The organism is Collinsella sp. OM04-5 (assembly GCF_003439125.1).
Taxonomy (GTDB): domain Bacteria; phylum Actinomycetota; class Coriobacteriia; order Coriobacteriales; family Coriobacteriaceae; genus Collinsella.
Map to the genome: position 1 here is coordinate 71736 of NZ_QSUU01000002.1, position 23735 is coordinate 95470.

Below are 23735 nucleotides of genomic sequence, written 5' to 3' on the forward strand. Positions count from 1 at the left end.
TAGAACATGCAGAGCGCTATGACGAGGACCCGCTACCGTTGAGGAAGCATGGGAGATAACGACCGCGGGCCCCAAGTCAACAGGGGGTGCCGGGGACACAGGCTGTCCCCGGCTCAACAAGATCGAGGAATGGGACTAGTCGATCTTGTTGTTGGTCAGACCAGCGCGGAACACGGTAGCGTCGCCATCGGCCTGGCTCGGATCGTAGAGGTTCAAAGCAGCAACATACATGGCGGCAGCGGTGACCAGGTCGTCCTTGTAGGTGACCTCGTTGGGAGCGTGAGCCTGAGACTCGGCACCCGGGCCAAAGCCAACGCAGGGGATGCCATAGCGGCCCTGGATGGAAACGCAGTTCGTGGAGAAGGTCCACTTGTCGCACAGCGGACGGCCGGTGCGCTTGTCCATGCTGGGCTCGCAGCCGATGCGCTCGTCACCGAACATGGCCTTGTGGGCGTCGACGAGGGCCTTGACGTGCGGAGCGGTCTCCTTGTTGATCCACGTGGGGAAGTAAGCCTCGGTCTCGTAGACCTCGCCGGTCCAGGACGGACGGTCGTACATGTACATGGAGACCTTCACGTCGTCGCCGTACTTCTTGGCGGCCGGCAGGTTGCGGATCTCGTCCAGGCAGGACTCCCAGGTCTCGCCGGCGGTCATGCGACGGTCGATGGAGATGGCGCAGGAGTCAGCGACAGCGCAGCGGCTGGGGCTGGTGTAGAAGATCTGGCTGACGGTGCAGGTGCCGCGGCCCAGGAAGCGGGCGTCCTCAAAGTGCTCGGGGTTGTACTTGGGGTCGAGCATCTTGACGAGGCCCTTGATGTCGGTCGACTCGTCGCAGCCGTTGTTGTTGAGGGCGCGGACGTCGGCGATGATGTCGGCCATCTTGTAGATGGCGTTGTCGCCGCGGTCGGGAGCGGAACCGTGGCAGGAGGTGCCGTGAACGTCGACGCGGATCTCCATGCGGCCGCGGTGACCGCGATAGATGCCGCCGTCGGTGGGCTCAGTGGAAATGACGAACTCGGGCTTAATGCCGTCCTTGTTGTAGATGTACTGCCAGCACATGCCGTCGCAGTCCTCTTCCTGGACGGTGCCGACGACCATGATCTTGTAGCCCTCGGGGATGAGGCCCATGTCCTTCATCATCTTGGCAGCATAGGTAGCAGAAGCCATGCCGCCCTCCTGGTCGGAGCCGCCGCGGCCGTAGATGATCTCGTCGGTTTCGTAGCCCTCATAGGGATCGGCATCCCAGTTCTCGATGTTGCCGATACCGACGGTGTCGATGTGGGAGTCGATGGCGATGATCTTGTCGCCCTCGCCCATAAAGCCCATAACGTTGCCCAGGCCGTCGACCTTGACCTCGTCATAGCCAAGGCTCTCCATCTCGGCCTTGATGCAAGCGACAACCTCACCCTCCTCGCAAGACTCAGAGGGGTGGCTAATCATTGCGCGAAGAAAACGCGTCATATCAGCACGATGGGACTCAGCCGCAGCCTTAATGGCATCAAAATCGAGTTCTTTAGTCATAACAGTCAACCTTTCTACAAGGGTTTACCTACAGGTAGATATTTCAGATAGATCACTTGTGCCAAGCGGCGTGAGGTTGAGCACCCCACAAGCAAGTAACCATAGGAGGCGGACGGAGGACTTTGCTCCGTCGCGAGTTCCGCACGAGCCGGAGAGCACTTAATGTGCTCTCCGTGCGAGCAGGACTGTCCGAGCAGGGAGTAAAGTCCTCCGGCTGCCTCCGGACAGGTCAGTCTGCTAGCAAGTGGGGTACTCGCCCTCCCAGACGATGCGACGGTACTGATCCGGGTCCGTGTCACCTTCCGTGGAGAAGCAGAGCACGGAGCTTGTCTTGTCCAGACCGATGAGCTCTTTGAGCTCGGCGTACTCGGGATCGAGCATGAGGGTCTCGACCAGGCCGGTGGTCACGGCGCCGGACTCGCCGGAGATGACGCGCGGGTCGCCCTTCTCGGGAGCGCCCAGGGTGCGCATGCCGCGAGCGGTGACCCAGTCGGGGCAGGACACGAAGGCGGTGGTGTGGTTGCGCAGGATATCCCAGCCAAGGATGTTGGGCTCGCCGCAGCACAGGCCGGCCATGATGGAGGGCATGTCGCCGTCCACGATACGCGGGTCGCCGTCGCCGGCGGCAGCGCCCTTGTACAGGCAGGCGGCCGGTGCGCACTCAACCACGACGAAGGTGGGCGGGTTATCGGGATACAGGTTGGTGAAGTAGCCCACCACGGCGCCGGCCAGCGAGCCCACGCCAGCCTGGACAAAGACGTGCGTCGGGCGGTTGATAGCCATCTCGCGCAGCTGCTCGGCAGCCTCGGAAGCCATGGTGCCGTAACCCTCCATGATCCAGGACGGGATCTTCTCGTAGCCCTCCCAGGCGGTGTCCTGAACGATGACGCCGCGCTCGCAGGCGTCGGCCTCGGCGGCGGCCATGCGCACGCACTCGTCGTAGTTGACCTCTTCGATGGTCACCGTGGCGCCCTCGGCGGCAATGTTATCGAAGCGGGGCTTGGTGGAACCCTTGGGCATGTGCACGACGGCCTTCTGGCCCAGCTTGTTGGCAGCCCATGCCACGCCGCGGCCATGGTTGCCGTCGGTGGCGGTAAAGAAGGTAGCCTGGCCAAAGTCCTCGGCCAGCTGATCGGAGGTCAGGTAATCGAAGGTGCAGTCGGCAACGTCCTTGCCGGTCTCGTCGGCAATATAGTTGGCCATGGCAAACGAGCCGCCCAGGACCTTAAAGGCGTTGAGGCCAAAGCGATAGCTCTCGTCCTTAACGCACAGGTTGGACAGGCCCAGGCGCGCGGCCTGGCCGTCCAGGCGGGCAAGCGGAGTAACGGTGTACTGAGGGAACGACTGGTGGAAGGCGCGGGCCTTCTTCACGTGGTCGAGGCTCATGATTCCCAAGTGCTTGTCATCGCTCTTGGGCATCGTGTTGCCCGCCCACTGGATCTTATCGGCCATACGGTGAACTCCTTAAGTCCTCTCTTGCCGGCCCCCGCATACGCGTTTCAGCCCGATCCCATTCACACGGCTGAACTTTTATGTGGATGCCAAACAAAAAGTTTGTTAGTAATGTTCTATCACACTTTTTGATTGGATAACCTAACAAATTGTTAGTTGCCGCAATCGGTACCTTTTCGCCGCCGAACGGTCACATAACGCAGCAACGCTTTCGTTATTTGCGAACAAGTGTGGTTTATGGCAAAGTGTGCCCAAACTAATTTTTAGGAAGGCACCCATGACCCCCGCACAGATTGAGTTTTACAAGCGCCTTGCACACGGTCTGGCGCTCCAATTTGGCCCCAACTGCGAAGTCGTCGTCCACGATCTGGAGACCGAGGACGTGGACCACTCCATCGTAGTGATCGAAAATGGCCACGTCAGCGGGCGCAAACTGGGCGACGGCCCCAGCCATATCGTGTTTGAGTCCATGCACGAGGGCACCACCGACGTACACGACCGCGAGCCGTACCTCACTAAAACCACCGATGGCAAGCTGCTCAAGTCCTCGACCATCTTTATCCGCAACGACGAGGGCAAGCCCGTCGGCATTTTGGGCATCAACTTTGACATTACGCTTATGAAGGCTTTTGAGCGTTCGCTCGACGCCTTTACCGGCACCGGCGGCACGGGCTACACCGAGCCCGAGCCCATTACCAAGAACATCGGCGACCTGCTCGAGGACCTGCTGCACGAGTGCGAGCAGTTTGTGGGCAAGCCCGCGGCGCTCATGACCAAAGACGAGCGCATTCGTGCCATTGGCTACCTCGACCGTCGCGGCGCCTTCCTCATTTCCAAGTCGAGCGAGCGCGCCTGCGAGTTCTTTGGCATCTCCAAGTACAGCTTCTATAGCTACCTCAATGAGGCCAAGGCGGCGGCCGACGACAAGTAGGCACTCGCCTAGATTGCCCCTCCCCTTTTGGGCGCGAGTTCTGGAAAGCTCGAATCCAAGACCGAGCCGCTTGGGAAGTTCCATATAATCGATGTCATTAGTATTTCGAAAGGGTGGAATAGAATGGCGTTGAGCAAGGCATCATGCACCGGTCGCGGATTGATTCCGGCAATTGGTGGACATGTGCACCGCATGTTCGATGAGGGTGAAGACGACCTGTTTTCGCTGAGCCTTGACGACGTGATGGATGATCGCCCGTGGACCGCCGACGAACTCATGGGCGGTGGGGCTCGCCCGTCAAGCCCCAATCCCGCACTTGCGCCTAAGCCCGCATCTGCGCCGACTCCTGCGCAGCCGCCTGTTTCGACGCCCGCATCTACGCCCGCACCCATTTCGGCGCCCGCGCCCGCTCCCCGCCCCGCAAGCGACCCGTCCGAGACGGCGGCATTTCTCGCTGCAGCGACGCAGGGCAAATCGGCCGACAGCACCGTTATGTACAGCGCCCAGCAGTTGCCTGTTCCTGCGGCACGCAAGCCTCCGATCACAAGGCTCGATGAGCCCGTTGCCCATCAGGTTGCCTACGATTCCTGGGCTGCAGCCGATCTGGATGAGACCTCAACCGGCATGCCGGTGCTCGACGTTCCAGTTAACCCGCTTTTTGCCGCCAACACGAGCGCCGCGGATTATGAGGGCGGTGCGGCATATTCCGATTATTCCGATAGCTATACTGGCACCGGTCGCATCGAGACCGAGGATTATGGCACCGCATCGAGCAATTATCTCAACGATCCGTACGCTGCCGCGCCTGCACCGGAATATGACCCGGAGGCCGCGTCCGCGCCGGCGTATACCAAAAGCACGGGCGAAGAGCGCTTCGCCGATTATTACGCCGAGGAAAAGGCGCTGCGTTTCTCGGAATTTCCGCAGGCAGTCAAGGTTGCCTTTATCGCCATTGTCATTGCCCTGCTCGGCGTCATTGCGTTTGAGGGATTCCGTCTGTTCTCCGGCCCCACCCAAGCGGAGTCGGAGACCCAGCAAAAAGAGGACGATAACAAGTATCTGGACATCAACACCCTCAAGGGCGACCCCAACGACGGAGACGATGAGTAGCGAGAGCTGAAGGCTGCCGCAGGATCTCGCATCCAGCACCGGCTTCTAAGTGCTGTCTTGTCATCCAGCTACACTTTTCCTGATAATTTGCCTATCGAATTTGACACTTTTCCGAAGTTCTAAGGTGCCTATTTCGACACTTTTCCGTACTTTTAAACGGCTGATTTCGACACTTTTCCGGATGAAAGCCGAGTGATCACTTGGGAAACCAACGCCGTCCGCGCGTCATTTCGCAAGCGGCGCTTGATTTCTGTCCGCGCGCGCTGATAGACTTCCTCTTGCCCGCAGGGAGCGGGCGCGTTTTATCCAGAGTCGGGGTAGAGAGTTGGCTCCACGATCCCGACGCCAACCGGCCAAGAGGCACGGTGGCCCTGCCAACATCGATGAAAGGAGTCCGTATGGACAATTTCTCTGTGCGCAGTGAGCGCAACTTCCACAACCTGGCAGCCAAGCCAAAACGAATGCATCTTCTGGATAAGCCAAATGGCTACGCCTCGGCCATGGTCAAGAGCAGTCTCTCCCACCAGATGCGCTTTACCGTGCAGAAGCTCGAGGAAGAGCTCTGCGCCGCCGGCGACCCGCACGTGCTGCAGGTCAAGCTGCTCGGAGACGATTCGCGCGAGCCATCCAGCTGGAATCTGTTTGCCGACGGCAAGTGCGTTGCGGACGGATCCGGCACCTTTGCCCGCGAGTGTTTCTGCGAGGGAGCCGAGGTGTTCCTGAACCTGTGCCGCGACGCCGTGCGCGCGGCCGAGCTGCGCCAATGGAGCCAGAGGGAGTACGAGCTGCTGAGTGCGGCACGCGGGATTGCGAGGGCGTAGGCAGACAGGCCAGACAGCTCGTCATACTGGTTGACGCTTCGATTCAAACAGCAGGGCGGGCTCGCGCTTACAGCCCCGCCATGCCAAACCGAATGGCGTTCTCAAAAGGCCTACCCCCTCCGCCTTCAGCTTTAGCAGCAGGTCGCCCAGCTCGGGGCACTTGCTGGAAAGGCGCGTCTGAGCTCGCTCGCCCATCCCCCACCGTTGACGGACCTCCTGGGCGCGCGGGCTCACGCGGTAGTCCCCGTCCATCATCTGCTTGAGCAGCTTGGCGGTCACGCGCGCATCGGCTAGGGCGCTGTGGGCGTGACCCGTCGACTCGTCGAACTCGATGCCAAACCACGTCGCTGCGTCACTCAAAGAGACGCACCCGTGGCTGCTCATGTCCATGATCGAGGTGTAAAACGCCTGCAGGTCGGCCCAGTCCGTAGGAAATGCGGAAAGATCGATATGCTTTGCCTGGCACTCAGTCAAAAGCTGTCGACGATCCGCCCCGCTCCAACAGACCACCTGGGCGGAGTAGCGACCGATCCAATCGCTGAGCCTTTTGATCACCATGTAGAGCGGATCGGCCATCGCGGTGTCCACGGCCGATATCCCCGTAAGCTCGCGAACGGGGAACGCAACGCCTTCGGCATATTCCGTCTGCACAAACTGCGAGAACTCGCCCATCACGTTGCCGCGGTTATCGAGCTTAACCGCGCCGACCTCGATAATCTCGTTGCGCAACCCGCGGCGCTGGCGCTGCCTTGACACCGGCGCAAACTCGAAGTCGAGCACAATCTGACGCGCAAAGTTCGTCGTATCGATAGCCGAGATACACGGCGTCTTTTTGTCTGGCACGGTGAGGGCCTTTCTCCGTCAACTGCCGCCTGTTTCACAGGCAGCTACATTGCCGTAAGGATAAGTGTCCGTGCGGACATGAAATCGCACAGTGCAGCTTTCCGACATCCTTGCGTAAAGCTGCGCTTTGAGATGGTCACGTCGTTGTTATTATCGAACATATATTCGTATTTATGGCTGCAGTTTGATAGACTGGTTATTGTTGGCGGCAGTTCCATGTGCCGGGCAGCGCCCTCCATGCGACGGGAGGTGATGCCCATGACCGATCTAACTGATTTTGTGAAGCTCCTGACCGCTTTGGTCTCGCTCCTCACGGCGCTTATCGGACTTACCGAGGCACTCAAGCAGCGTACGAAGCATAAAAGAGGGGTCGACGCCGCTAAGGCGATGACCCCTTAATCCAAGCAACGGCGCTGCCCAGCTCTTCACTACTTGGGCTGCCGTCGACCTTATTTTACCCACGGGCGCCGGGTTTACCAAATGGATTTTCGGTAAAGGAAGCACGGCACGCCCGCAAAACCGCTACGCCCCAAGTGCCGCCATGGGGATCACCGCCACGCCGTCGTCGCGTGTGTAGGCAATGCTCCCCTTTCCAACCACGACCGCCAAAAACGCCGGCGCGGCATTCTGGGCGGCAGGATTGGAGAGCACTTTCCTCTCCAGCGCCTTGAGATTTCTCGCTCCATCGTCTGCTTTCGCATCACTCAGCTTGACCTCGATAGCTCCCCAGCGCCCGTCGTGCTCAACGATCAGATCGACCTCAAGGCCCTTCTCATCTCGGAAATAATGGACACTGTTGTCGACACCGCCGTAGGTGGAAAGGAACACGCGCACGTCGCGCAGAACGAGGTCCTCAAAGAGCATCCCCAGCGTTTGCATATCGCCAAGCAGCCGCTCAGGGGTAGCCCCCAGCAACGCCGCCGCAAATGACGGGTCGCAGAAGTAGCGCTTGGGGCGCACGCGAACGCGAGCCTTCGAGCGCATGGGCGGCTCCCATCCGCACAGGTCCTCGGTCAGCTTGAGCCTGTTGAAGAGATCCAGGTGCGCAGCGATGGTCCTCTCGTCGGGGCCCGCCTCACCGTACGAGGCGTCCTTTATGAGCGTCTTGTACGTGACAGCCTGGCTCTCGTTCATGGCAAGAGCTCGCAAAAGGCCGTGTGCAAGCTCGGGCGATCATGCGATATACGAAATTACGCCATTCTCAATGCGGATTTTATGCTACTTCCAATGTAGTTTTTACGCCGTTGCGGATGTAGTTTTTACGCTATGTTCATTGAAGGTTTTACGCTTGGCATCCTTAGCGCGACGCTCGCTCAACCCCTGACCACCGGATTGCCCGAATTCCGGGATGCTGCCTCCGCTCCAAACAAAAGGCCCAGCTCGCGATGAGCTGCCTCCCATTTCTTGAACATTAGAAATGGGAGACTTTCCACCCCATGCCTCTATCGGAAACGGCATCCCGTCCTGAGCATCGAATCCGGGACGTAGTTTCCGCATGCGGCTTCGTTAGGAAAGCATGTTCCACTCTGAGCGCTCATTCCGGGGTGCAATTTCCGCCAGAGACACCGCCGGGAAAGCACATCCCGGTTTGGAGCCGAAATCTGGGATGTAGTTTCCGCTTGAAGGGCGATCCGGAAAGCACGTCCCATCCCGAGTGGCAATTCCGGGTCACAGTTTCCGCAGATACAAGGCGACAGTCCGCCGCCCTTATCACATGCCTTCAAATATGCGATCCAGAAACACAAAACAGCAGATAGAATGCTCTTTTTCAAAAAGTACACGTCCCTAAACTTACCAGGTCTTCATAACTTGTTGCCGTTCACGGGAGCCGATCACCGCCCACCGATTCGAATGTAAAAATGTCGCCGAAAACAGGCCATCTACCTGCATGGTTAGATTTTGGTCAGCTTTTGGTCAGCTGAGCGGCAAGTTCCAGCTGATACGTTTTTGCTACCCAAAAGGAGGCGGTAGCTCATGACCCATTGCAATGACCAGCTCATCGACCAACTGCTCACTCAAGCCGAACAAGAGGGGCGCTGTCTGATTCCCCCGAGCATGGCGATCCGAAAAGCGCTCCTTCGGCGCACCGGCGGCACGGTTGTCTCGCCCATGCCGGGGTTGTTTGCGCGAAAAACGCGCTGGGATGAACTCAACCGAGCGCAACGCCATTGCGAGATTATCCGCGCCCTTGCGATCATCCATCCCGATTGGACGTTCTGCTCGTTTTCGGCAGCTTGCCTGCTGGGGCTCGAGGTCTCGTGGCGACACCTGAACGTCGTGCATGTTTGCAGCTCGACAAAGCCGTCGGCTCGTCCGGGCGCACATATTCAGCGACACCAGATTGAGCCGGCCGGAGCAATACGCAGAGCCGACGTATCGGTAACGCCGCCCATCCAAACGGCCACAGATTGCCTGCTGCAAACTGGTTTTGCCGACGGCATGCCCATTGCCGATTCGGCGATCTCAAAGCTCGGCCTTGCGCCGGAACAGCTGATGAAGGCCGTTGAGCAACGAGCGACTGCCCGCAATGGGCGCGCGATTCGCACCGCCCTCACAACGCTTCGATATGCCGACGCCCGCGCCGAGAGCGGCGGGGAATCGGTCGCCCGAGCCGTCATGATCGAGACGGGCTTTGCACCCGACTGGCTTCAATACGAGCTGACGGACCCCTTCGATTCGGCCAAACCCATACGAACGGACTTTGCCTGGGAGCGCCAGGCGCAGGAACTCACGCTGGGCGAGCTCGACGGGCTCATCAAATATACCGACCAGACCATGCTGGCCGGACGCACCACCGCCGAGGCGCTCGTTGCCGAACGACAGCGCGAGGCGCACCTATCGCTCTACGGCCATCCGCTCATCCGCTTTACCATGATCGAAGTCCGTTCGGCAGGCATGCTCGCGAAAAAGCTGCAGACGGCAGGCATCCGCCAGACCATGCTCCCGACATGGCTCAACGATATTGAGCTGTAGGGGCTGCTGAGCTTATGCCCGTCTGCCTGCCAAACCGGGACACACTTTCCGGTTGGCAGCACCCGCGGAAACCATGTCCCAGATTGAATGCTCAAAATGGGATGCGCTTTCCCGACGAAGCTCCTTGCGGAAAGCGTGTCCCAGAATGAAGACTCAGAATGGGATGCAATTTCCGCTTGAAGGCCGATCCGGAAACTGCATCCCATTCTGAGCGCCAATTCCGGGACGCAGTTTCCGGTTGAGGGCTGTTCCGGAAAGCGCATCCCATTCTGGAGCCGAAATCTGGGACGCAGTTTCCGCTCCAAACAAAAAGCCCCGGCTCGCGATGGAGCCGGGGCCAAAGGCGCAGCATATACAGTTGATGTTGAGCGCGAACAGCCCGTCAGCAATGGGCGTCCGCGTTCTACCCTACCCGCGGTGACGAGCGCGGCTGTACGGCGTATCCACCATGGGCAGATTTGGACGCAGCTTGCCGTCAAACGCGCGGTAGGCATTCTGCACGGCGGGCGCCGTGGGGATCGTTGCGATCTCGCCGATGCCCTTGCCGCCGTATGCCACGGGCAGCAGTTCGTCCTTCTCCACGTAGATGGCGTGGATATCCGGAATCTCGGGCGCACGGAACAGCCCGAGCGTGCCGTACCTTGCCTGGGGTACGCAGTCCTTAAGCGGCCAGTCCTCGGTGAGCGCATAGCCCATACCCATGAGCACGCCGCCTTCAATCTGACCTTGGATCGAGATGGGGTTGACCACCTTGCCGGAATCGTGCGCGGCATAGACCTCGCTCACGCGGCCGTCATCGTCCAGAATGACCACGTGCGTGGCAAAGCCGTAGCAGATGTGGCTCTTGGGATTGGGGACGTCGGCGCCCAGTTTGTCGGTCGGCTCCAGATACACGTAGCCAAACTCGCATCCCTCGAGCGCCTTGATGGCGGCCGCGGGATCCTGAGGATGCATGCCCTGGCCGGCGACGAGTTCCTGTGTGCGTAGCTGATAGGCGCGACCGTCGTCGTACTCGATCTTGACGCCGTCACCATGGGCGCTCACCGGGGCGGTAGGCGCAGGCTTGCCGGCCTCGATGCCAACCATGGCATCGCGCAGCAGGAAGGCGGCACCGCGCACGGCCTCGCCGGTCACGACCGTCTGACGCGAGCCAGACGTGGTGCCGGAGTCGGGAGCGTTCTCGGTGGAGCACTCGCCGTTGGCAATGCAGCTCAGCGGCAGGCCGCATGCCTCGGCAACGTCCTGCAAAAAGACGGTGTTACAGCCCTGGCCGATGTCGGACGTGGCGGCATAGACCACGGCCACGCCGTTCTCGACGCGAATCTTGCAGCGGCCGGCATCGGGCAGGCCCACGCCCACGCCGGCGTTCTTCATGGCGCAGGCGATACCGGCGTGTCCGGGATGCGCATAGTAGGCATCTTTGACCTCGAGCAGCGTCTCCTTAAGCGCCGTGGAGCAGTCGGCAATCTGGCCGTTGGGCAAAACCTCGCCCGGCTCGATGGCGTTTCTATAACGAATCTCCCACGGGTCCAGACCGACCTTCTCGGCCAGCAGGTCGATCAGGCTCTCGAGCGCAAACTCGGACTGGCACACGCCAAAGCCGCGGTACGCGCCGGCGGGCGGGTTGTTGGTGTAGTAGCCAAAGCCGCGGATGTCGGTGTTCTGGTACTTGTAGGGGCCGACGGCATGCGTGCAGGCGCGCTCGAGCACCGGGCCGCACAGCGACGCGTAGGCGCCGGTGTCAAAGTTGATCTCGCAGTCCAGACCGGTAAAGTTGCCTTCGGCGTCGCAACCCAGCGTAAAGGTGCCGTCCATGGCATGGCGCTTGGGATGGAACGCGAGCGACTCGGCACGCGTGAGCTTGCACTTCACAGGACGCTGGAGCTTATAGGCAGCAAGCGCGGCCAGGTGCTGGATCGAAACGTCCTCCTTACCGCCAAAGCCGCCGCCCACGAGCATGGTCTCGACGACCACGCGCTCGGGCTCGTTGTCCCAGCCAAACATGTGGGCACACTCTTTGCGCGTGTCGTAGGCACCCTGGTCGGTCGACTGCACCTTGACGCCGTTCTTGTACGGGAAGGCAACGGCGCACTCGGGCTCCAAGAAGGCATGCTCGGTAAAAGGCGTGGTAAAGCGCTGTGTCACGGTGAACGCGCTCTCTGCCAGCGCCTTGGCGGCGTCGCCGCGCGTCACATGGCGGCTCTGGCACACGTTGTCCTTGAGCTCCACCGTGTTGCCAAAGGCAAAGAAGCTGTCGTGCAGGCGCGGGGCGTCGGCAGCCCTGGCCTCGACAATGTTACGCACGGGCTCCAGCGGCTCGTAATCGATCTTTACGAGCTTCTTGGCCTTCTCGAGCGTCGCTTCGTCCTCGGCGACCACCAGCACGATGGCGTCACCCACGCAGCGGGTGATATCGCCCTGGGCGATCATGACATCCCAGTCCTGGATAAGGTGGCCGACCTGGTTGACCGGCACGTCCTCGGCGCGCAAGATGCCCACCACACCGGGCAGGGCCTCGGCCTTGGAGGTATCGATGGAGAGCACGCGGGCGCGCGGATACTTGGAGCGCACGGCGCTGGCGTAGGTCAGACCCGGCTGATCGAGCTCGTCGATGTCATCGGGATACTTGCCCTCGCCGAGCACCTTCTTGCGCACGTCGATACGGAAGGCGCGCTTGCCCACGCCGTAGTCGTCGCCGCGCTCCAAGTCCTCGTCGATCTGCTTTTCGCCGCGGAGCACCGCAGCGGCCAGCGAAATGCCCTCGATAATCTTCTTGTAGCCGGTGCAGCGGCAGACGTTGCCGCGGATGGCGTACTTAATCTGCTCCTCGGTGGGCTCGGGGTCCTCGGCGATCAGCGCCGCACCCGCCATGACCATGCCGGGGATGCAAAAACCGCACTGCACGGCGCCCACGGCGCCAAAGGCGTACACAAAGGCCTCGCGCACGTCCTGAGGCAGGCCCTCGACGGTCACGATGTTGCGACCGGCGGCAAGGGCGGTGGTCAGCACGCACGCCTTGACGGCCGCACCGTCCACATGGATGGTGCAGGTACCGCACGCGCCCTCGGAGCAGCCGTCCTTGGCGGAATGGATGTGCAGGTCGTCGCGCAGGTAGCGCAGCAGCGGTTTGTTTTGGGTCGTCGTGCGCTCGACACCGTTAACGGTAAAAGTGAATTCCTGTGCCATGGTGATTCCCTTCTACACGCCGGCGGCGATGCCGGTGCGGTCGTGGATGGCGCCATGCGGGCAAACGACGGCGCACATGCCGCACGACAGGCAGTCCGCGCCGTCGATATGGGCACAGTTGTCCTCGATGCGGATAGCGCCGGCAGGGCACTTTTTGGCGCACATGCCGCAACCGATGCAGCTCGTGTCGCAGACCTTGCGCGCAATGGCGCCCTTATCGGTGTTGTTGCAGCGCACCAGAATGTTCTGGTAGCCGGGGACGAAGGCAATCACGCGCTGCGGGCATGCCATGCCGCACAGGCCACAACCCGTGCACCTGGAGCGGTCCACGCGGGCGATGCCATCAACCAGCGCAATGGCGCCGTGGGGGCAGGCCGTGACGCAGGCGCCACAGCCAATGCAGCCTTCGTTGCAGCGGGCGTCGCCGCCTGCGGAGGCACAGCCGCTTCCGCAGGCAACGTAGGCCACGTTATGTTGAATGGATTTGGCCATAAGAGACTCGCCTATTTCTTAAGAAGGTACGAATAGTTGTCGCGCACGGCCCTGATGGTCAGGCGGACGGCCTCGGGAAGACCGGTGTTGACGGCATCGACCGAGACGGTGCGGACCGTGCCGGCGACGCGGACTTTAAAGTGGTCCTCGTCCACAGCCAGGAAGCCCTCGTTCTCGGAGTTCTCCATGTCCTGCTCGCTCCAGAACAGGGTGAGCTTGTCCTTATAGGGACGACCCTCCTGGTAGGGGCAGAACACGGCGCAGTTGCCGCACTCGTTGCACATGCCGTCGACATGTACCACCTGATGCTTGGCCAGGCCCGGCACCTTAATTGCCACGTTGGCGCGGTTGGGGCACACGTCGCAGCAGACCTCGCACACCGAGCCGCAGCCCAGGCAGCGGGTCTTGGTGCAGTTGCGCTTGTCGCGGCACAGCGACCCCTTGCGCTCGTAGCAGGTGTCCTCGCGACCGGCCTGCTCGTTGCAGTCGGCGTACTTGTTAAAGTCCACGCCGGCAATGGCACGGGCGACCTCGGCGGCGTCGGCGATAGCCTCGACCACGGTAGCAGGACCGCGGCGGCAGTCGCCCGCAGCCCAGACGCCCTCTACGCCGGTGGAGGTGGCGGCAAGACGACCGCGGCGGTCGTGCTCGACGCCCGCGGCATCGTACAGGCTGGCATCGATGCCCTCGCCCACGGCGCAGATCACCGTGGTGGCGGGAAGCTCAACGGTCTCGCCCGTGGCGACGGGGCTGCGACGGCCGCTTGCATCCGGCTCGCCAAGCTCCGTAACATCGCAGGTCAGCACGGCACCGTTGAGTGCCTTGGGCGCCAGCAACTCGCAGAACTCAACGCCGTCGGCAAGAGCAAAATCGAGCTCTTCCTCGTCGGCGGGCATCTGCTTCTTGGTGCGGCGATACACCAGGCGCACGTTCTTCACGCCAGCCAGGCGCTTGGCCACGCGGGCCGCGTCCATGGCGGTGTTGCCGGCGCCAATGACCACGACGTCCTCGCCCAGCTCGAGCTTCTCGCCCTTCTTGGCGGCCTCGAGGAACTCCAGCACATCGAGCTCGGCACCCTCGCCCAAGCCCGCAGAGCCGGGCATCCAGGCACCGGTGGCCACGACCACGTCGGTAAAGCCCTGGGCCTTGAGCTCGTCAATGGAATCAACGCGAGCGTTGAGCTGCACCTTGGCGCCAAAGGCCAGGCAGAGCTCGGCGTCGTGGGAGATATCGTCGCTCGCGATACGGAACTCGGGGATTACGTGACGGACCACGCCGCCAAGAGAGTCGCGGGCCTCAAAGATGGTGACGGGCACGCCGGCACGCGTCAGGAAGAACGCCGTCGCCAGACCGGCCGGGCCGCCGCCGATAACGGCAACGTTGCGCTCGCCGTCGTTGGCGACGGCCTGGGCGCGCAGCTTGGGCAGCACGGCGGTCATGGCCTCGCGGGCGGCCTTGAGCTTGCTGGCGCGGATCTGGGCGCCTTCGGGCTCGTAGAACGCACGCTCGCAGGCACGGCCGCAGGGATGCGGGCAGATGGTGCCGGTAATGAACGGCAGGGCGTTGCGCTCGATGATGATGTTGAGTGCGTCCTCGTAACGGCCCTCGTCAACAGCCGCCAGATAGGCGGGAATATCCTGCTGGATGGGGCAGCTCGTGCGGCACGGCGTGGTAAAGCAGTCGGAAAGCGGGCTCTTGCCGGCGACCTTGCGGTCGGGCAGCGGGCGCAGCGGCTTCTTATAGAGCGGGTTGGTGAGCGAGTCGGTCTGGATCGCGGTCACGGCCTCGAGAGAGACGCCCGCGAACGGCTTGCCATCCAGGTCGGTAAACTCGCCGGCCATCTGGCTAAAGCGCTCGTAGCCACCGGGCTTGAGCACGTCGGTCGCCAGGGTAACGGGCCAAATACCGGCATCGTACAGAGCGCGGATGTTGTAGACCGTGGCACCGCCGGAGTAGCTGATGCGCAGCTTGCCATCGAACTGCTCGGTAATGCGGCGGGCGGCCTCGATGGTCAGCGAGAACAGCGAACGGCCGGACATGTACATCTCGGTAGAAGGCAGCTCGTTCCTCGTCACGTCGACGGGGAACGTGTTGGTCAGCTTGACGCCAAACTCCAGGCCGCGCTCGGCGCACAGGGCAATCAGGCGCTCGAACATGGGCACGGCGTCGGCCCACTGCAGGTCCTCGCGGAAGTGCGTATCGTCGAAGACGATGTAGTCAAAGCCCAGCTCATTCAGACGCTGGCGGGCAAACTCATAGCCCAGCAGCGTGGGGTTGCACTTGATGTAGGTGTTGAGGCCCTTCTCGGTGATCAGATAGGTCGCGATGCGCTCGATCTCCGCTGGCGGGCAACCGTGCAGGGTAGACTCGGTGATAGAGTTGGAGACGCGCGCCGGAATGGACTCGACAAACGCGGCATCGACATGCTCAAACTGGTCCAGATTGGCGAGCGCCCATGTGCGACACTCGTTCCAGACGTCAGATCCGCTGGCGTCCTTCATGCCCTCGATGTAGGCGTCGACCTTGGGGCTCTTGATGCCCTCCAGGTCATAGCCCACGGACATATTGAAGACAAAGCCGTCCGGGCTACCCAGGCCGTACTCGCGAGCGATCAGGTGGCAGGCGAACCATGCCCTCACGTACTCGGCAAAGGCCTGCGGAACCTCGAGCTCGGTCGACCACTCGCAGTTGTAGCACTCGTCCTGCGCCACAATGCAGGGCTTGTTGACGCAACGGGAAAGCTCCTCGCCGTCCATAACCTGGACGGTCTTGAGCTCAAAGAAGCGAGAACCGGCCACATAAGAGGCCACGATGTTCTGGGCAAGCTGTGTATTGGGGCCGGCGGCCGGGCCAAACGGAGTCTCGATGCGCTCGTCAAAAATGGGAAGCGCGCCCTCCTGGTTGGTCGTGGCCATCTTGCGCACGCCAAAGACGGCGCCCTGAGTCTTGTGCTCCTCGATGATCCAGTTCATCAGCTGCGAAAACGGGATCGGCCTCATGATGTCGCTCATAGTGAGCTCCTCTCTGTAACGCCCGGCGAGACCGCGCGGCGGGCGCAAATACGGTGTAGCGCTAGCACAGCGCCGGCGACCCCGCGGAGGTCGCCTATACGCGCGTCGGATGCGGCGAAACATCTGACGCGCGCAAATCTACTTGTAATTAGTAGGCGCGATCGTTGAGCGTGCTCCAGAGCTTCTTGGACTCGGCCATGGTCCACGCGTTGATCTTGTCCTCATCAATGCCAACGAACTCGCGATCCTTGTACAGGACGCGGCCGTTGATGATGGTGGTGCGGCAATTTTTGCCCATCATGCCAAAGAGCATGTGGCCGTCGATGTTCTCCTCGCTCAGCGGCGTAAAGGGCTTGTAGTCCATAACGATGACGTCGGCGGCAGCACCGGCCTCGAGCACACCGAGCTTGCGATCGAAGTACTTGCTCGCCATCTTGGCGTTGTTCTCGAACAGCATGGTCATGGCCTCGCACCAGCCCACGTTGGGCATGGCGGCGTTGTGGCGCTGAATGATCAGGAAGACCTTGAGGCTCTCGAGCATATCGTGGGTGTAGGCGTCGGTGCCCATGCACACGGGGATGCCGCGGCGGAAGAACTCGAGCACGGGAGCGCAGCCCACGGCGTTGCCCATATTGGATTCGGGGTTGTTGACCAGCCAGGTGCCGGACTCCTTGACGATATCCATCTCGGCGGGCGTCACGTGGATGCAGTGGCCGAGCATGGTGTCGGGACCCAGCAGATTGTGCTGCAGCAGGCGCTCGACGGGGCTGATGCCACCACGGTTGAGACGGGAGTCCCACACGTCATTCATGCCCTCGCACACATGGATGTGGAAGCCGGTCAGGCCGTTGTTGGCCTCGGCCATCTTGTCCATGGTCTCGTCCGAAAGCGTAAAGGTGGCGTGACCGCCAAACATGGCGGCGATCATGTGATTGTCGTTATCGCGACGCTCCTTGGCGGCCCACTGGGCAAACTCGGCGTTCTCGGCAATGGCCTGGTCGCATTTTTCCTGGCCGCGGCGGTCGGAGACCTCGTAGCACAGGCACGAACGCATGCCCAGCTCCTGAGCTGCATCCTTAATGGTAAAGAGGCTGCCTGGGATCTCGCAGAAGCTCGCGTGGTGATCGAAGATCGTTGTGACGCCATCGCGGATGGAGTCCAGAATCGTGGCATAGGCGCTGGCCTTGGTGCCGTCGAGCGTCAGGTTGTCATCGATCTTCCACCACTGCTGCTCAAGATTCTCCAGGAAGTTGGTGGGGTTGCAGCCCTTAATGGCAAGGCCGCGAGCCAGACCCGAGTAGATGTGGGTGTGGCAATTGATGAGTCCGGGCATGATGAGGTTGCCCTGGGCGTCGACGTACTCGGCATCCGGGTACTTGACCTTGAGCTCGCACTCGGGGCCCACTTCGACGATCGTATCTCCGTCAATGGCGACCGCACCGTTTGGAATAAACGGGGTCTGAGCGTTGCGGGTAAAAACGGAACCGTTAGCGACCAGAAGCATGGATGCTCCCTTCAACATCAGAGGCGGGGTTTGACACCTCTGACATGGCGGAGTGCGAAGCGCCGGCCTACACCGGAAACGGGCCCTCTCCCGTCAACGCTTCACCAAAGGGACAAACCCTTTGAAGTGCGGCTTGACGCCGCATGACGTCGGCGGACGAGGCGATGCGTCCGCCGACGAATAGCACCGAATTGGTTACTTCTTGCTCTCGGGCAAGACCAGATCCACGGCAGCGTCCTTGGCAGCATCGATGTGCTGAGCCACGACCGGCGTCTGCGGAAGAATCAGGTTAAGGACGATGGCCATGATGGCGGTGGGGGTTACGGCATTGGAGCCGATGACGGTGGACACCCAGGCGGGCATACCCTCGCCGGCAAGGCAACCGCTGGCCATCCAGATACCCAGGCCAAAGACGACGGAGGTACCGACGATGGTGGTAGTGCGCTGCGTGAGGCCCTCGCGGGTGAACATGCGCACGCCGTTCATGGTAATGGTGCCAAAGACGCCGACGGTCGCGCCGCCGATGACGGGCTGCGGGATAGCGGAAAGGACGGCAGAGAGCTGCGGGAACAGACCGGCGATGGCAAAGACGGCCGCGATGATCACAAAGACCCACTTGTTGACGACCTTGTTGGAGCAGATGATGCCCACGTTCTGGCCAAGGGCGCTGGTGGGAAGACCGCCCAGCAGGCCGCCGACCATAGAGGTGAGGCCCTGGGACACGATAGCGCCGGAGAGCTCGCGCTCGGTGGGCATACGGTCGATGGAGCCCAGGCAGGCGGCGGAGACGTCGCCGATAACCTGGATGGCAACCATGGGGAACACGACGGCGAGGGTAATGCAGACCTCGGGATCAAACTCGAGCGCATAGGGCATGAGCTTGGGAAGGGCGAAGACCTGAGCGGTGGCGACGCTTGAGAAGTCGATCATGCCAAAGGGGATGGAGACGATCATGCCAACGATCATGCCAAAGAACACGGATCCCAGCTTGAGCGTGCCCTTGCCAAAGTTGGCGAGCGCAAAGACCACGGCGAAGGTGATAAGAGCGACGCACCAGGCCTGCGGGGTGCCCCACAGTGGCGTACCCATACCGCCGGCCATATACTTGACGGCCGTGGGATACAGCGAAACGCCGATGGAGAAGATGACCGTACCGGTCACGACGGGTGGGAACAGCCACTTAATCTTGCTGTAGGCCAGACCAAAGAGGACCGCGACGGCACCGCCGACAATCTCGCCGCCCAACAGCGCGCCAAAGCTAAAGCCCGAGGCGCCCATGGCCTGCAGGGCCGGGAGGAACGCGAACGAAACGCCCATGACGATGGGCAGGCCGCCGCCGATGCGACGGAAGGGGGCAAAGGCCTGAAGGGCCGTGTCGATCGCCGAAAGAATGAGCGCGACCTGGATGATGTCGGTGCTCTGCTGGCTATTAAAGCCGTAGACGCCGGCCATGATGACAGCCGGGGTGATGATGCCGGCAAACGATGCCAGTACGTGCTGAAGGGCACACGGGATCATTTCCTTAACGGGAGGCATGCCTTCACGAGTGAACAGGGCTTCAGTGCCGTTCGTAACCGTCTCCTGGGTCATTTGACCACCAATCCTCGAAATAGTTGTTTTCGCATCTAACGCTCTATTGTGACGCAGTGCGGGGTTGAGGTTGTGCCTTCGTTGCATATCGTATTAAAGATGATTCTCATTCTCAATAATAATTTTTTGTTATCAGACTATTCTTCAGCTGAGATAATGCATTTCCGCAGGTCAGGAAAGTGTCTGGTCAAAATAGCATCTAACTTTTCTTTTGGTCAACCGTTTACCGCCAAAATCATACCGTTCGTCTGCATTACGTCATGTACCTGCGGATATACGAGATGATGAGCAGCGTGTTACCATGAGAAAAAATTGTTATGAAACTTCCGCTTTCACCCAAAGGAGTTGCCCGTGAACGAGACCGTACGTCGCTTTTTGCCGATGGTCGATTTCCTGGAGCAGATACTCGGTAAGAACAGCGAAATCGTGCTGCACGATTTCTCGGATCCCGACCACGCCATCGTCGATATTCGCAACGGCATCGTGAGCGGCCGTAAGATCGGCGGTCCCGCCACCGATCTGGCGCTCAAGATCATGCACGACCCCAAGTATCGCGACCTGCCGTTTATTACGGGCTACGAGGGGCGCGGTGCCGGCGGCAAGACGTTGGAGTCCGCGACGTTCTTTATCCGCGAGGATGACGAGATCGTCGGTATGCTCTGCGTCAACACCGACCTCTCGACCGTACGCTCCATCAACGCCATGGCGCAGCAGCTCATGGCGTGCTTCGACGCAGCGCCGACGCGCACGGAGCCCGCCCCTATCGAGGTCGAAAGCCTTTCGGAGTCCACCCAGGAGCTCATCGACCGCAGCATTGCCGAGTTGCTGAGCGCGCGCGGGCTGGATGTAGCGTCGCTTGGTCAGAACGACCGCGTGGACGTCATTCGCCACCTCAACGGCAACGGGGTGTTCATGCTCAAGGGCGCCGTGGCCTGCACTGCCACCGCGTTGGGCATCTCGGAGCCCAGCGTGTACCGCTACCTGCAAAAAGTCCGCAAGGAGGGCTAACGAGCAAAATGGAGCGCGGCTCCACAAGCGATTCGTCACCTGACAAAAGACCCTGCAGCTCGCACGCGCTGCAGGGTCTTTTTGCATGTCATGTTTAGTTGTGGTCAACGCCTTAGAGAGCGGCGACGACCTCGATCTCGACCAGACCGCCAGCCGGAAGAGAGGCAACCTGGAAAGCGCTGCGCGCGGGGAACGGGGCCTCGAACTTGGAGGCGTAGATCTCGTTCACGGCGGCGAAGTCGGCAATGTCAGCCAGGTAGACTGTGGTCTTGACGACATCGGCAAAGGTGGCGCCGGCAGCGGTCAGCAGGGCCTCGACGTTAGCAAGGGACTGCTTGGCCTGGGCCTCGACGCCCTCGGGCATCTTGCCAGTTGCGGGATCGATGCCCAGCTGGCCGGACAGGAACACCATGTTGCCGGTCTGGATACCAGGGGAATACGGGCCGATGGCTGCGGGTGCGTTATCGGAAGACACGACGGTCTTGCTCATGTTTTTCTCCTTACAAGTAAAAGGGAACGGGAGCGCGGCGTTCACACCGGGAGGCACAGTTCGGTCTGAACACCGCGCTTGATTGGGATAGTACTCAAGGTGTCCGCGCGATGCAAGATTATTATCACGTTGCGAGAATATTTTATCGCCCAACGGTTTCCCCGGACCGCTGAACGGTTCTCATGTGAAGCAGCCAGTCCAAGCTGCTGAAGACTTTATCCCGCTTAGAGCACGGGCATCGCCTGCCGCGACGGCACCACTATACTTTTGATTATCTGAGCATTTTGAAAGGCAGGATATGACCGCAACCGCCAGTCGAACCACCAACCGCAGACCCGAGCTTTTGGCGCCCGCCGGAGGGCCCGAGCCCTTTGCCGCCGCACTCGCCGCCGGGGCAGACGCCATCTACTGCGGCATGGGCAGCTTCAACGCCCGCCGCAAGGCCACCAACTTTACCGACGAGGCCTTTGAGCAGGCCTGCCGCGCCGCGCATCTGGCCGGCTCGCGCGTCTACGTCACGGTCAACATCGTCATCAAGCAGTCCGAGATGAGCGATGCGCTGCAGCTCATCCATCGCTGCTCCACGCTGGGCGCCGACGCCTTCATCATCCAGGACTGGGGCCTGTTCTTTGAGGTCAAACGCACGATGCCCAGCATCGAGACGCATATCTCGACCCAGACGAACATCCACGACGACCGCGGAACCCTTTGGTGCCGCGAGCAGGGCGCCGACCGCGTGACCCTCTCGCGCGAGCTTTCCATCGACGAGATTGCCGCCATTCACGATGCCGCGCCCGATGTGGACCTTGAGGTCTTTAGCCATGGCGCCATCTGCTTTTGCTATTCGGGCCTGTGTCTGCTTTCGAGCTTTGCCATGGCGGGACGATCGGCCAACCGTGGCATGTGCGCCCAGCCCTGCCGCTTGCCCTACGAGCTGATCGACGAGAACGGTCGCTCGCTCTCCCCTGCCGGTCGCGAGCGCGCGCTGTGCCCGCGTGACACCAACACCTCGCAGCTTGTTCGCCGTCTGTATGACGCCGGCGCCGCGTCGCTCAAGCTCGAGGGCCGCATGAAGGCGCCCGATTACGTGTACTCCATCGTTGATGTGTATCGTCACGAAATTGACGACATGCTATCCGGAGCCACCGTTGCCAAGGACGAGGAAGCCGCCCGCCAGCGCCAGCTCAAGCGCTGCTTTAACCGCGACTTTACGCACGCCTATCAGGACGGTACCTCGGGTGACGAGATGATGAGTTACGAGCGCTCCAACAACCGCGGCCAGATCGTGGGCACGGTGCTCGGCAGCCACCTGGCCAACCGCGATGTGCGCGGGCTCAAGCCCGACGACCGCCGTCGCCGCGCCGCCATCGCCCGCATTGAGTTGTTTGAGCCCGTGGGCAAGGGCGACCTGCTGGAGCTTCGCCACGACGATGAGTTCGACCAGTTCCTGACCACCATCGCCGCCGATGATGCCGCTGCCGGCGATGTTATCGAGTGTCGCGTGCCCCGTAGCATGCCCGAGGGCTGCCGCGTGCGCGTGATTCGAAGCCAGCGCGCTATTGACGCTGCCAGCGCCGCGCTCAAGCGCGATGTGCTGCGCCGCCGAGCTGTTGATGTATCCGTCGTGGCGCGCCTGGGCAAGCCGTTTACTGTCACGCTCACCTGCTGTGACGACCCCGCGCTCACCGCCACCGCCACGGGCTTCACCGTCGAGGCCGCCAAGACCCGCGCCGTCGAGGCATCCGATCTGGTTGAGCACGTCGGGCGCATGGGCTCCTCTCCCTTTGAGGCCGCGAGCTTTGACGTGGCCCTCGACGAGAGTTGCGGCATGGGCTTTTCCGCCGTGCACAAGGTGCGCGCCGCCGCTTGTAAGGCGCTGGAAGAGGCCATTCTGGCACCGTACGAGGAGCGCGCCCGCACGCTCGAGCTACCGGCGATTGTCACCAATGATTCCCGCCCCGCGCCCGAGCACTACCGCGATGAGCCGCAGATCTGCGCTACCGTCACCTCGCTCGAGGCCGCCGAGGCCGCTCGCGCGGAGGGTGCAACGCGCATCTACATGACCACCGACGCGCTCGAGGCTGTCGGACTCTCCCCTGCCGATGCATTTGAGCAGGGTATTGTGCCCGCACTCGACGAGGTCTGCCGCGCCGTTGACCACGTCCGCGTTGACCCATGGGTTGTTGCCGGCGCCACGGTCGCTATTGGCAACATCTCTGAGCTTGCCCTGGCCGCCCAGGTTGGCGCCACGGCCGAGATTCGCTCTTGCCTGCCGGTGCACAACACGCCCTGCATGGAGGCGCTTGCCGAGCGCGGAGCCGGTGCGTTTTGGCTCTCGCCCGAGATCACGCTCGACGAGATTGTCTCGCTCGGCGCCGCCGCGCCCGCGGCTCTAGGCATCACCGTCTTTGGCCGCCCGCGCGTTATGACAAGCGAGCATTGCATTCTGCAGGTTGCCAACGGTTGCATCCACGATTGTGCCAGCTGCCGCCTGCGTGCCCGTAAGCTCTCGCTCAAGAATATCGACGGAAAGGTCATGCCGGTGCGTACCGACATCCACGGCCGCTCACGCTTGTACGACGCCTACCCCATCGACCTCACGCCGCAGGTACCACAGCTGCTCGACGCCGGCGTCCGTCGTCTTATGGTGGACGGCACACTGCTCGAGACGGATGAGGTGGGCCGCGCCACCGCTCGCGTCCGCCGCGCCGTCGAGGCAGCGCAAGCCGGCCGCAAGCCCGCCGCCCGCCTGCGCGGTGCCACCTCGGGCTGCATGTTTGTGGGAATCAGCTAACCGAAAGGC

Annotated in this window: 17 protein-coding genes and 1 riboswitch; of the genes, 7 read left to right on the forward strand and 10 right to left on the reverse strand. The window is 61.6% G+C overall.

All coding sequences use genetic code 11. From position 1 onward, the window contains the following. Positions 1–135: 135 nt before the first annotated feature. Entirely contained in the window at positions 136–1521 is a 1386-nt protein-coding gene (locus DXB53_RS01530; RefSeq protein ID WP_099432046.1) for a YgeY family selenium metabolism-linked hydrolase, read from the reverse strand. 237 nt (positions 1522–1758) lie between these two features. Then, complete coding sequence (gene dpaL / locus DXB53_RS01535) at positions 1759–2973, reverse strand: diaminopropionate ammonia-lyase (protein ID WP_117583046.1); 1215 nt, start codon at positions 2971–2973, stop codon at positions 1759–1761. Between the two features lie 277 nt (positions 2974–3250). Between dpaL and DXB53_RS01540 the strand changes: the two genes are divergently transcribed. The 3 genes from DXB53_RS01540 (at position 3251) to DXB53_RS01555 (ending at position 5835) form a co-directional block, all read left to right on the forward strand. Next, positions 3251–3904 (forward strand): transcriptional regulator, encoded by a 654-nt coding sequence (locus DXB53_RS01540; protein ID WP_117583047.1) that lies wholly within the window; start codon positions 3251–3253, stop codon positions 3902–3904. Positions 3905–4027: 123 nt separating this feature from the next. Then, positions 4028–5014, forward strand: a complete 987-nt coding sequence (locus DXB53_RS09915) for a hypothetical protein (protein WP_158556477.1) — start codon at positions 4028–4030, stop codon at positions 5012–5014. A gap of 299 nt (positions 5015–5313) precedes the next feature. Next, positions 5314–5404, forward strand: a riboswitch (SAM riboswitch). Between the two features lie 8 nt (positions 5405–5412). Next, positions 5413–5835, forward strand: coding sequence for a hypothetical protein (locus DXB53_RS01555; protein ID WP_117583050.1), 423 nt, complete (start codon positions 5413–5415; stop codon positions 5833–5835). Between the two features lie 21 nt (positions 5836–5856). Here the strand turns inward: DXB53_RS01555 and DXB53_RS01560 are convergent, their stop codons facing one another. Next, entirely contained in the window at positions 5857–6678 is an 822-nt protein-coding gene (locus DXB53_RS01560) for a 3'-5' exonuclease (RefSeq protein ID WP_117583051.1), read from the reverse strand. A gap of 258 nt (positions 6679–6936) precedes the next feature. On the opposite strand from DXB53_RS01560, the gene DXB53_RS10010 reads away from it, so the two are divergent. Further along, positions 6937–7077 (forward strand): hypothetical protein, encoded by a 141-nt coding sequence (locus tag DXB53_RS10010; RefSeq protein ID WP_199409661.1) that lies wholly within the window; start codon positions 6937–6939, stop codon positions 7075–7077. A gap of 123 nt (positions 7078–7200) precedes the next feature. Here the strand turns inward: DXB53_RS10010 and DXB53_RS01570 are convergent, their stop codons facing one another. After that, entirely contained in the window at positions 7201–7812 is a 612-nt protein-coding gene (locus tag DXB53_RS01570) for a DUF4143 domain-containing protein (RefSeq protein ID WP_233503776.1), read from the reverse strand. An 840-nt stretch (positions 7813–8652) separates the two neighbouring features. Here DXB53_RS01570 and DXB53_RS01575 point away from each other — a divergent pair. Further along, positions 8653–9651 carry a hypothetical protein gene (locus DXB53_RS01575; RefSeq protein ID WP_117583053.1) on the forward strand — a complete coding sequence of 333 codons (999 nt, stop codon included), beginning with the start codon at positions 8653–8655 and terminating at the stop codon, positions 9649–9651. 408 nt (positions 9652–10059) lie between these two features. Here DXB53_RS01575 and xdh read toward each other — a convergent pair whose 3' ends face one another. The 5 genes from xdh to DXB53_RS01600 form a co-directional block, all read right to left on the reverse strand. Then, positions 10060–12837 (reverse strand): selenium-dependent xanthine dehydrogenase, encoded by a 2778-nt coding sequence (xdh, locus tag DXB53_RS01580; protein ID WP_117583054.1) that lies wholly within the window; start codon positions 12835–12837, stop codon positions 10060–10062. Between the two features lie 12 nt (positions 12838–12849). Beyond that, complete coding sequence (locus tag DXB53_RS01585) at positions 12850–13329, reverse strand: 4Fe-4S binding protein (RefSeq protein ID WP_117583055.1); 480 nt, start codon at positions 13327–13329, stop codon at positions 12850–12852. 11 nt (positions 13330–13340) lie between these two features. Next, positions 13341–16340, reverse strand: a complete 3000-nt coding sequence (ygfK, locus tag DXB53_RS01590) for a putative selenate reductase subunit YgfK (RefSeq protein WP_117583056.1) — start codon at positions 16338–16340, stop codon at positions 13341–13343. A 148-nt stretch (positions 16341–16488) separates the two neighbouring features. Continuing rightward, a complete protein-coding gene (gene ssnA, locus DXB53_RS01595) occupies positions 16489–17844 on the reverse strand; it encodes a putative aminohydrolase SsnA (RefSeq protein ID WP_117583057.1) in 1356 nt (451 codons plus the stop codon). Positions 17845–18039: 195 nt separating this feature from the next. Further along, positions 18040–19434, reverse strand: a complete 1395-nt coding sequence (locus DXB53_RS01600; RefSeq protein WP_055285183.1) for a uracil-xanthine permease family protein — start codon at positions 19432–19434, stop codon at positions 18040–18042. 351 nt (positions 19435–19785) lie between these two features. On the opposite strand from DXB53_RS01600, the gene DXB53_RS01605 reads away from it, so the two are divergent. After that, positions 19786–20442, forward strand: coding sequence for a transcriptional regulator (locus DXB53_RS01605; protein WP_233503777.1), 657 nt, complete (start codon positions 19786–19788; stop codon positions 20440–20442). 112 nt (positions 20443–20554) lie between these two features. Here DXB53_RS01605 and DXB53_RS01610 read toward each other — a convergent pair whose 3' ends face one another. Next, positions 20555–20932: a RidA family protein gene (locus DXB53_RS01610; protein ID WP_117583058.1), complete on the reverse strand. Its 378-nt coding sequence runs from the start codon at positions 20930–20932 to the stop codon at positions 20555–20557. A gap of 298 nt (positions 20933–21230) precedes the next feature. On the opposite strand from DXB53_RS01610, the gene DXB53_RS01615 reads away from it, so the two are divergent. Beyond that, a complete protein-coding gene (locus DXB53_RS01615; RefSeq protein ID WP_117583059.1) occupies positions 21231–23726 on the forward strand; it encodes a U32 family peptidase in 2496 nt (831 codons plus the stop codon). Positions 23727–23735 lie beyond the last annotated feature (9 nt).

Bases quoted from the DNA above. Each gene is read 5' to 3' on its own strand.
- DXB53_RS01615 (WP_117583059.1), top strand. From the start codon at position 21,231: ATGACCGCAACCGCCAGTCGAACCACCAACCGCAGACCCGAGCTTTTG.
- DXB53_RS10010 (WP_199409661.1), top strand. From the start codon at position 6,937: ATGACCGATCTAACTGATTTTGTGAAGCTCCTGACCGCTTTGGTCTCG.
- DXB53_RS01555 (WP_117583050.1), top strand. From the start codon at position 5,413: ATGGACAATTTCTCTGTGCGCAGTGAGCGCAACTTCCACAACCTGGCA.
- DXB53_RS09915 (WP_158556477.1), top strand. From the start codon at position 4,028: ATGGCGTTGAGCAAGGCATCATGCACCGGTCGCGGATTGATTCCGGCA.
- xdh (WP_117583054.1), bottom strand. From the start codon at position 12,837: ATGGCACAGGAATTCACTTTTACCGTTAACGGTGTCGAGCGCACGACG.
- ygfK (WP_117583056.1), bottom strand. From the start codon at position 16,340: ATGAGCGACATCATGAGGCCGATCCCGTTTTCGCAGCTGATGAACTGG.
- DXB53_RS01600 (WP_055285183.1), bottom strand. From the start codon at position 19,434: ATGACCCAGGAGACGGTTACGAACGGCACTGAAGCCCTGTTCACTCGT.
- DXB53_RS01570 (WP_233503776.1), bottom strand. From the start codon at position 7,812: ATGAACGAGAGCCAGGCTGTCACGTACAAGACGCTCATAAAGGACGCC.
- DXB53_RS01530 (WP_099432046.1), bottom strand. From the start codon at position 1,521: ATGACTAAAGAACTCGATTTTGATGCCATTAAGGCTGCGGCTGAGTCC.
- DXB53_RS01575 (WP_117583053.1), top strand. From the start codon at position 8,653: ATGACCCATTGCAATGACCAGCTCATCGACCAACTGCTCACTCAAGCC.
- dpaL (WP_117583046.1), bottom strand. From the start codon at position 2,973: ATGGCCGATAAGATCCAGTGGGCGGGCAACACGATGCCCAAGAGCGAT.
- DXB53_RS01540 (WP_117583047.1), top strand. From the start codon at position 3,251: ATGACCCCCGCACAGATTGAGTTTTACAAGCGCCTTGCACACGGTCTG.
- DXB53_RS01585 (WP_117583055.1), bottom strand. From the start codon at position 13,329: ATGGCCAAATCCATTCAACATAACGTGGCCTACGTTGCCTGCGGAAGC.
- DXB53_RS01610 (WP_117583058.1), bottom strand. From the start codon at position 20,932: ATGAGCAAGACCGTCGTGTCTTCCGATAACGCACCCGCAGCCATCGGC.
- ssnA (WP_117583057.1), bottom strand. From the start codon at position 17,844: ATGCTTCTGGTCGCTAACGGTTCCGTTTTTACCCGCAACGCTCAGACC.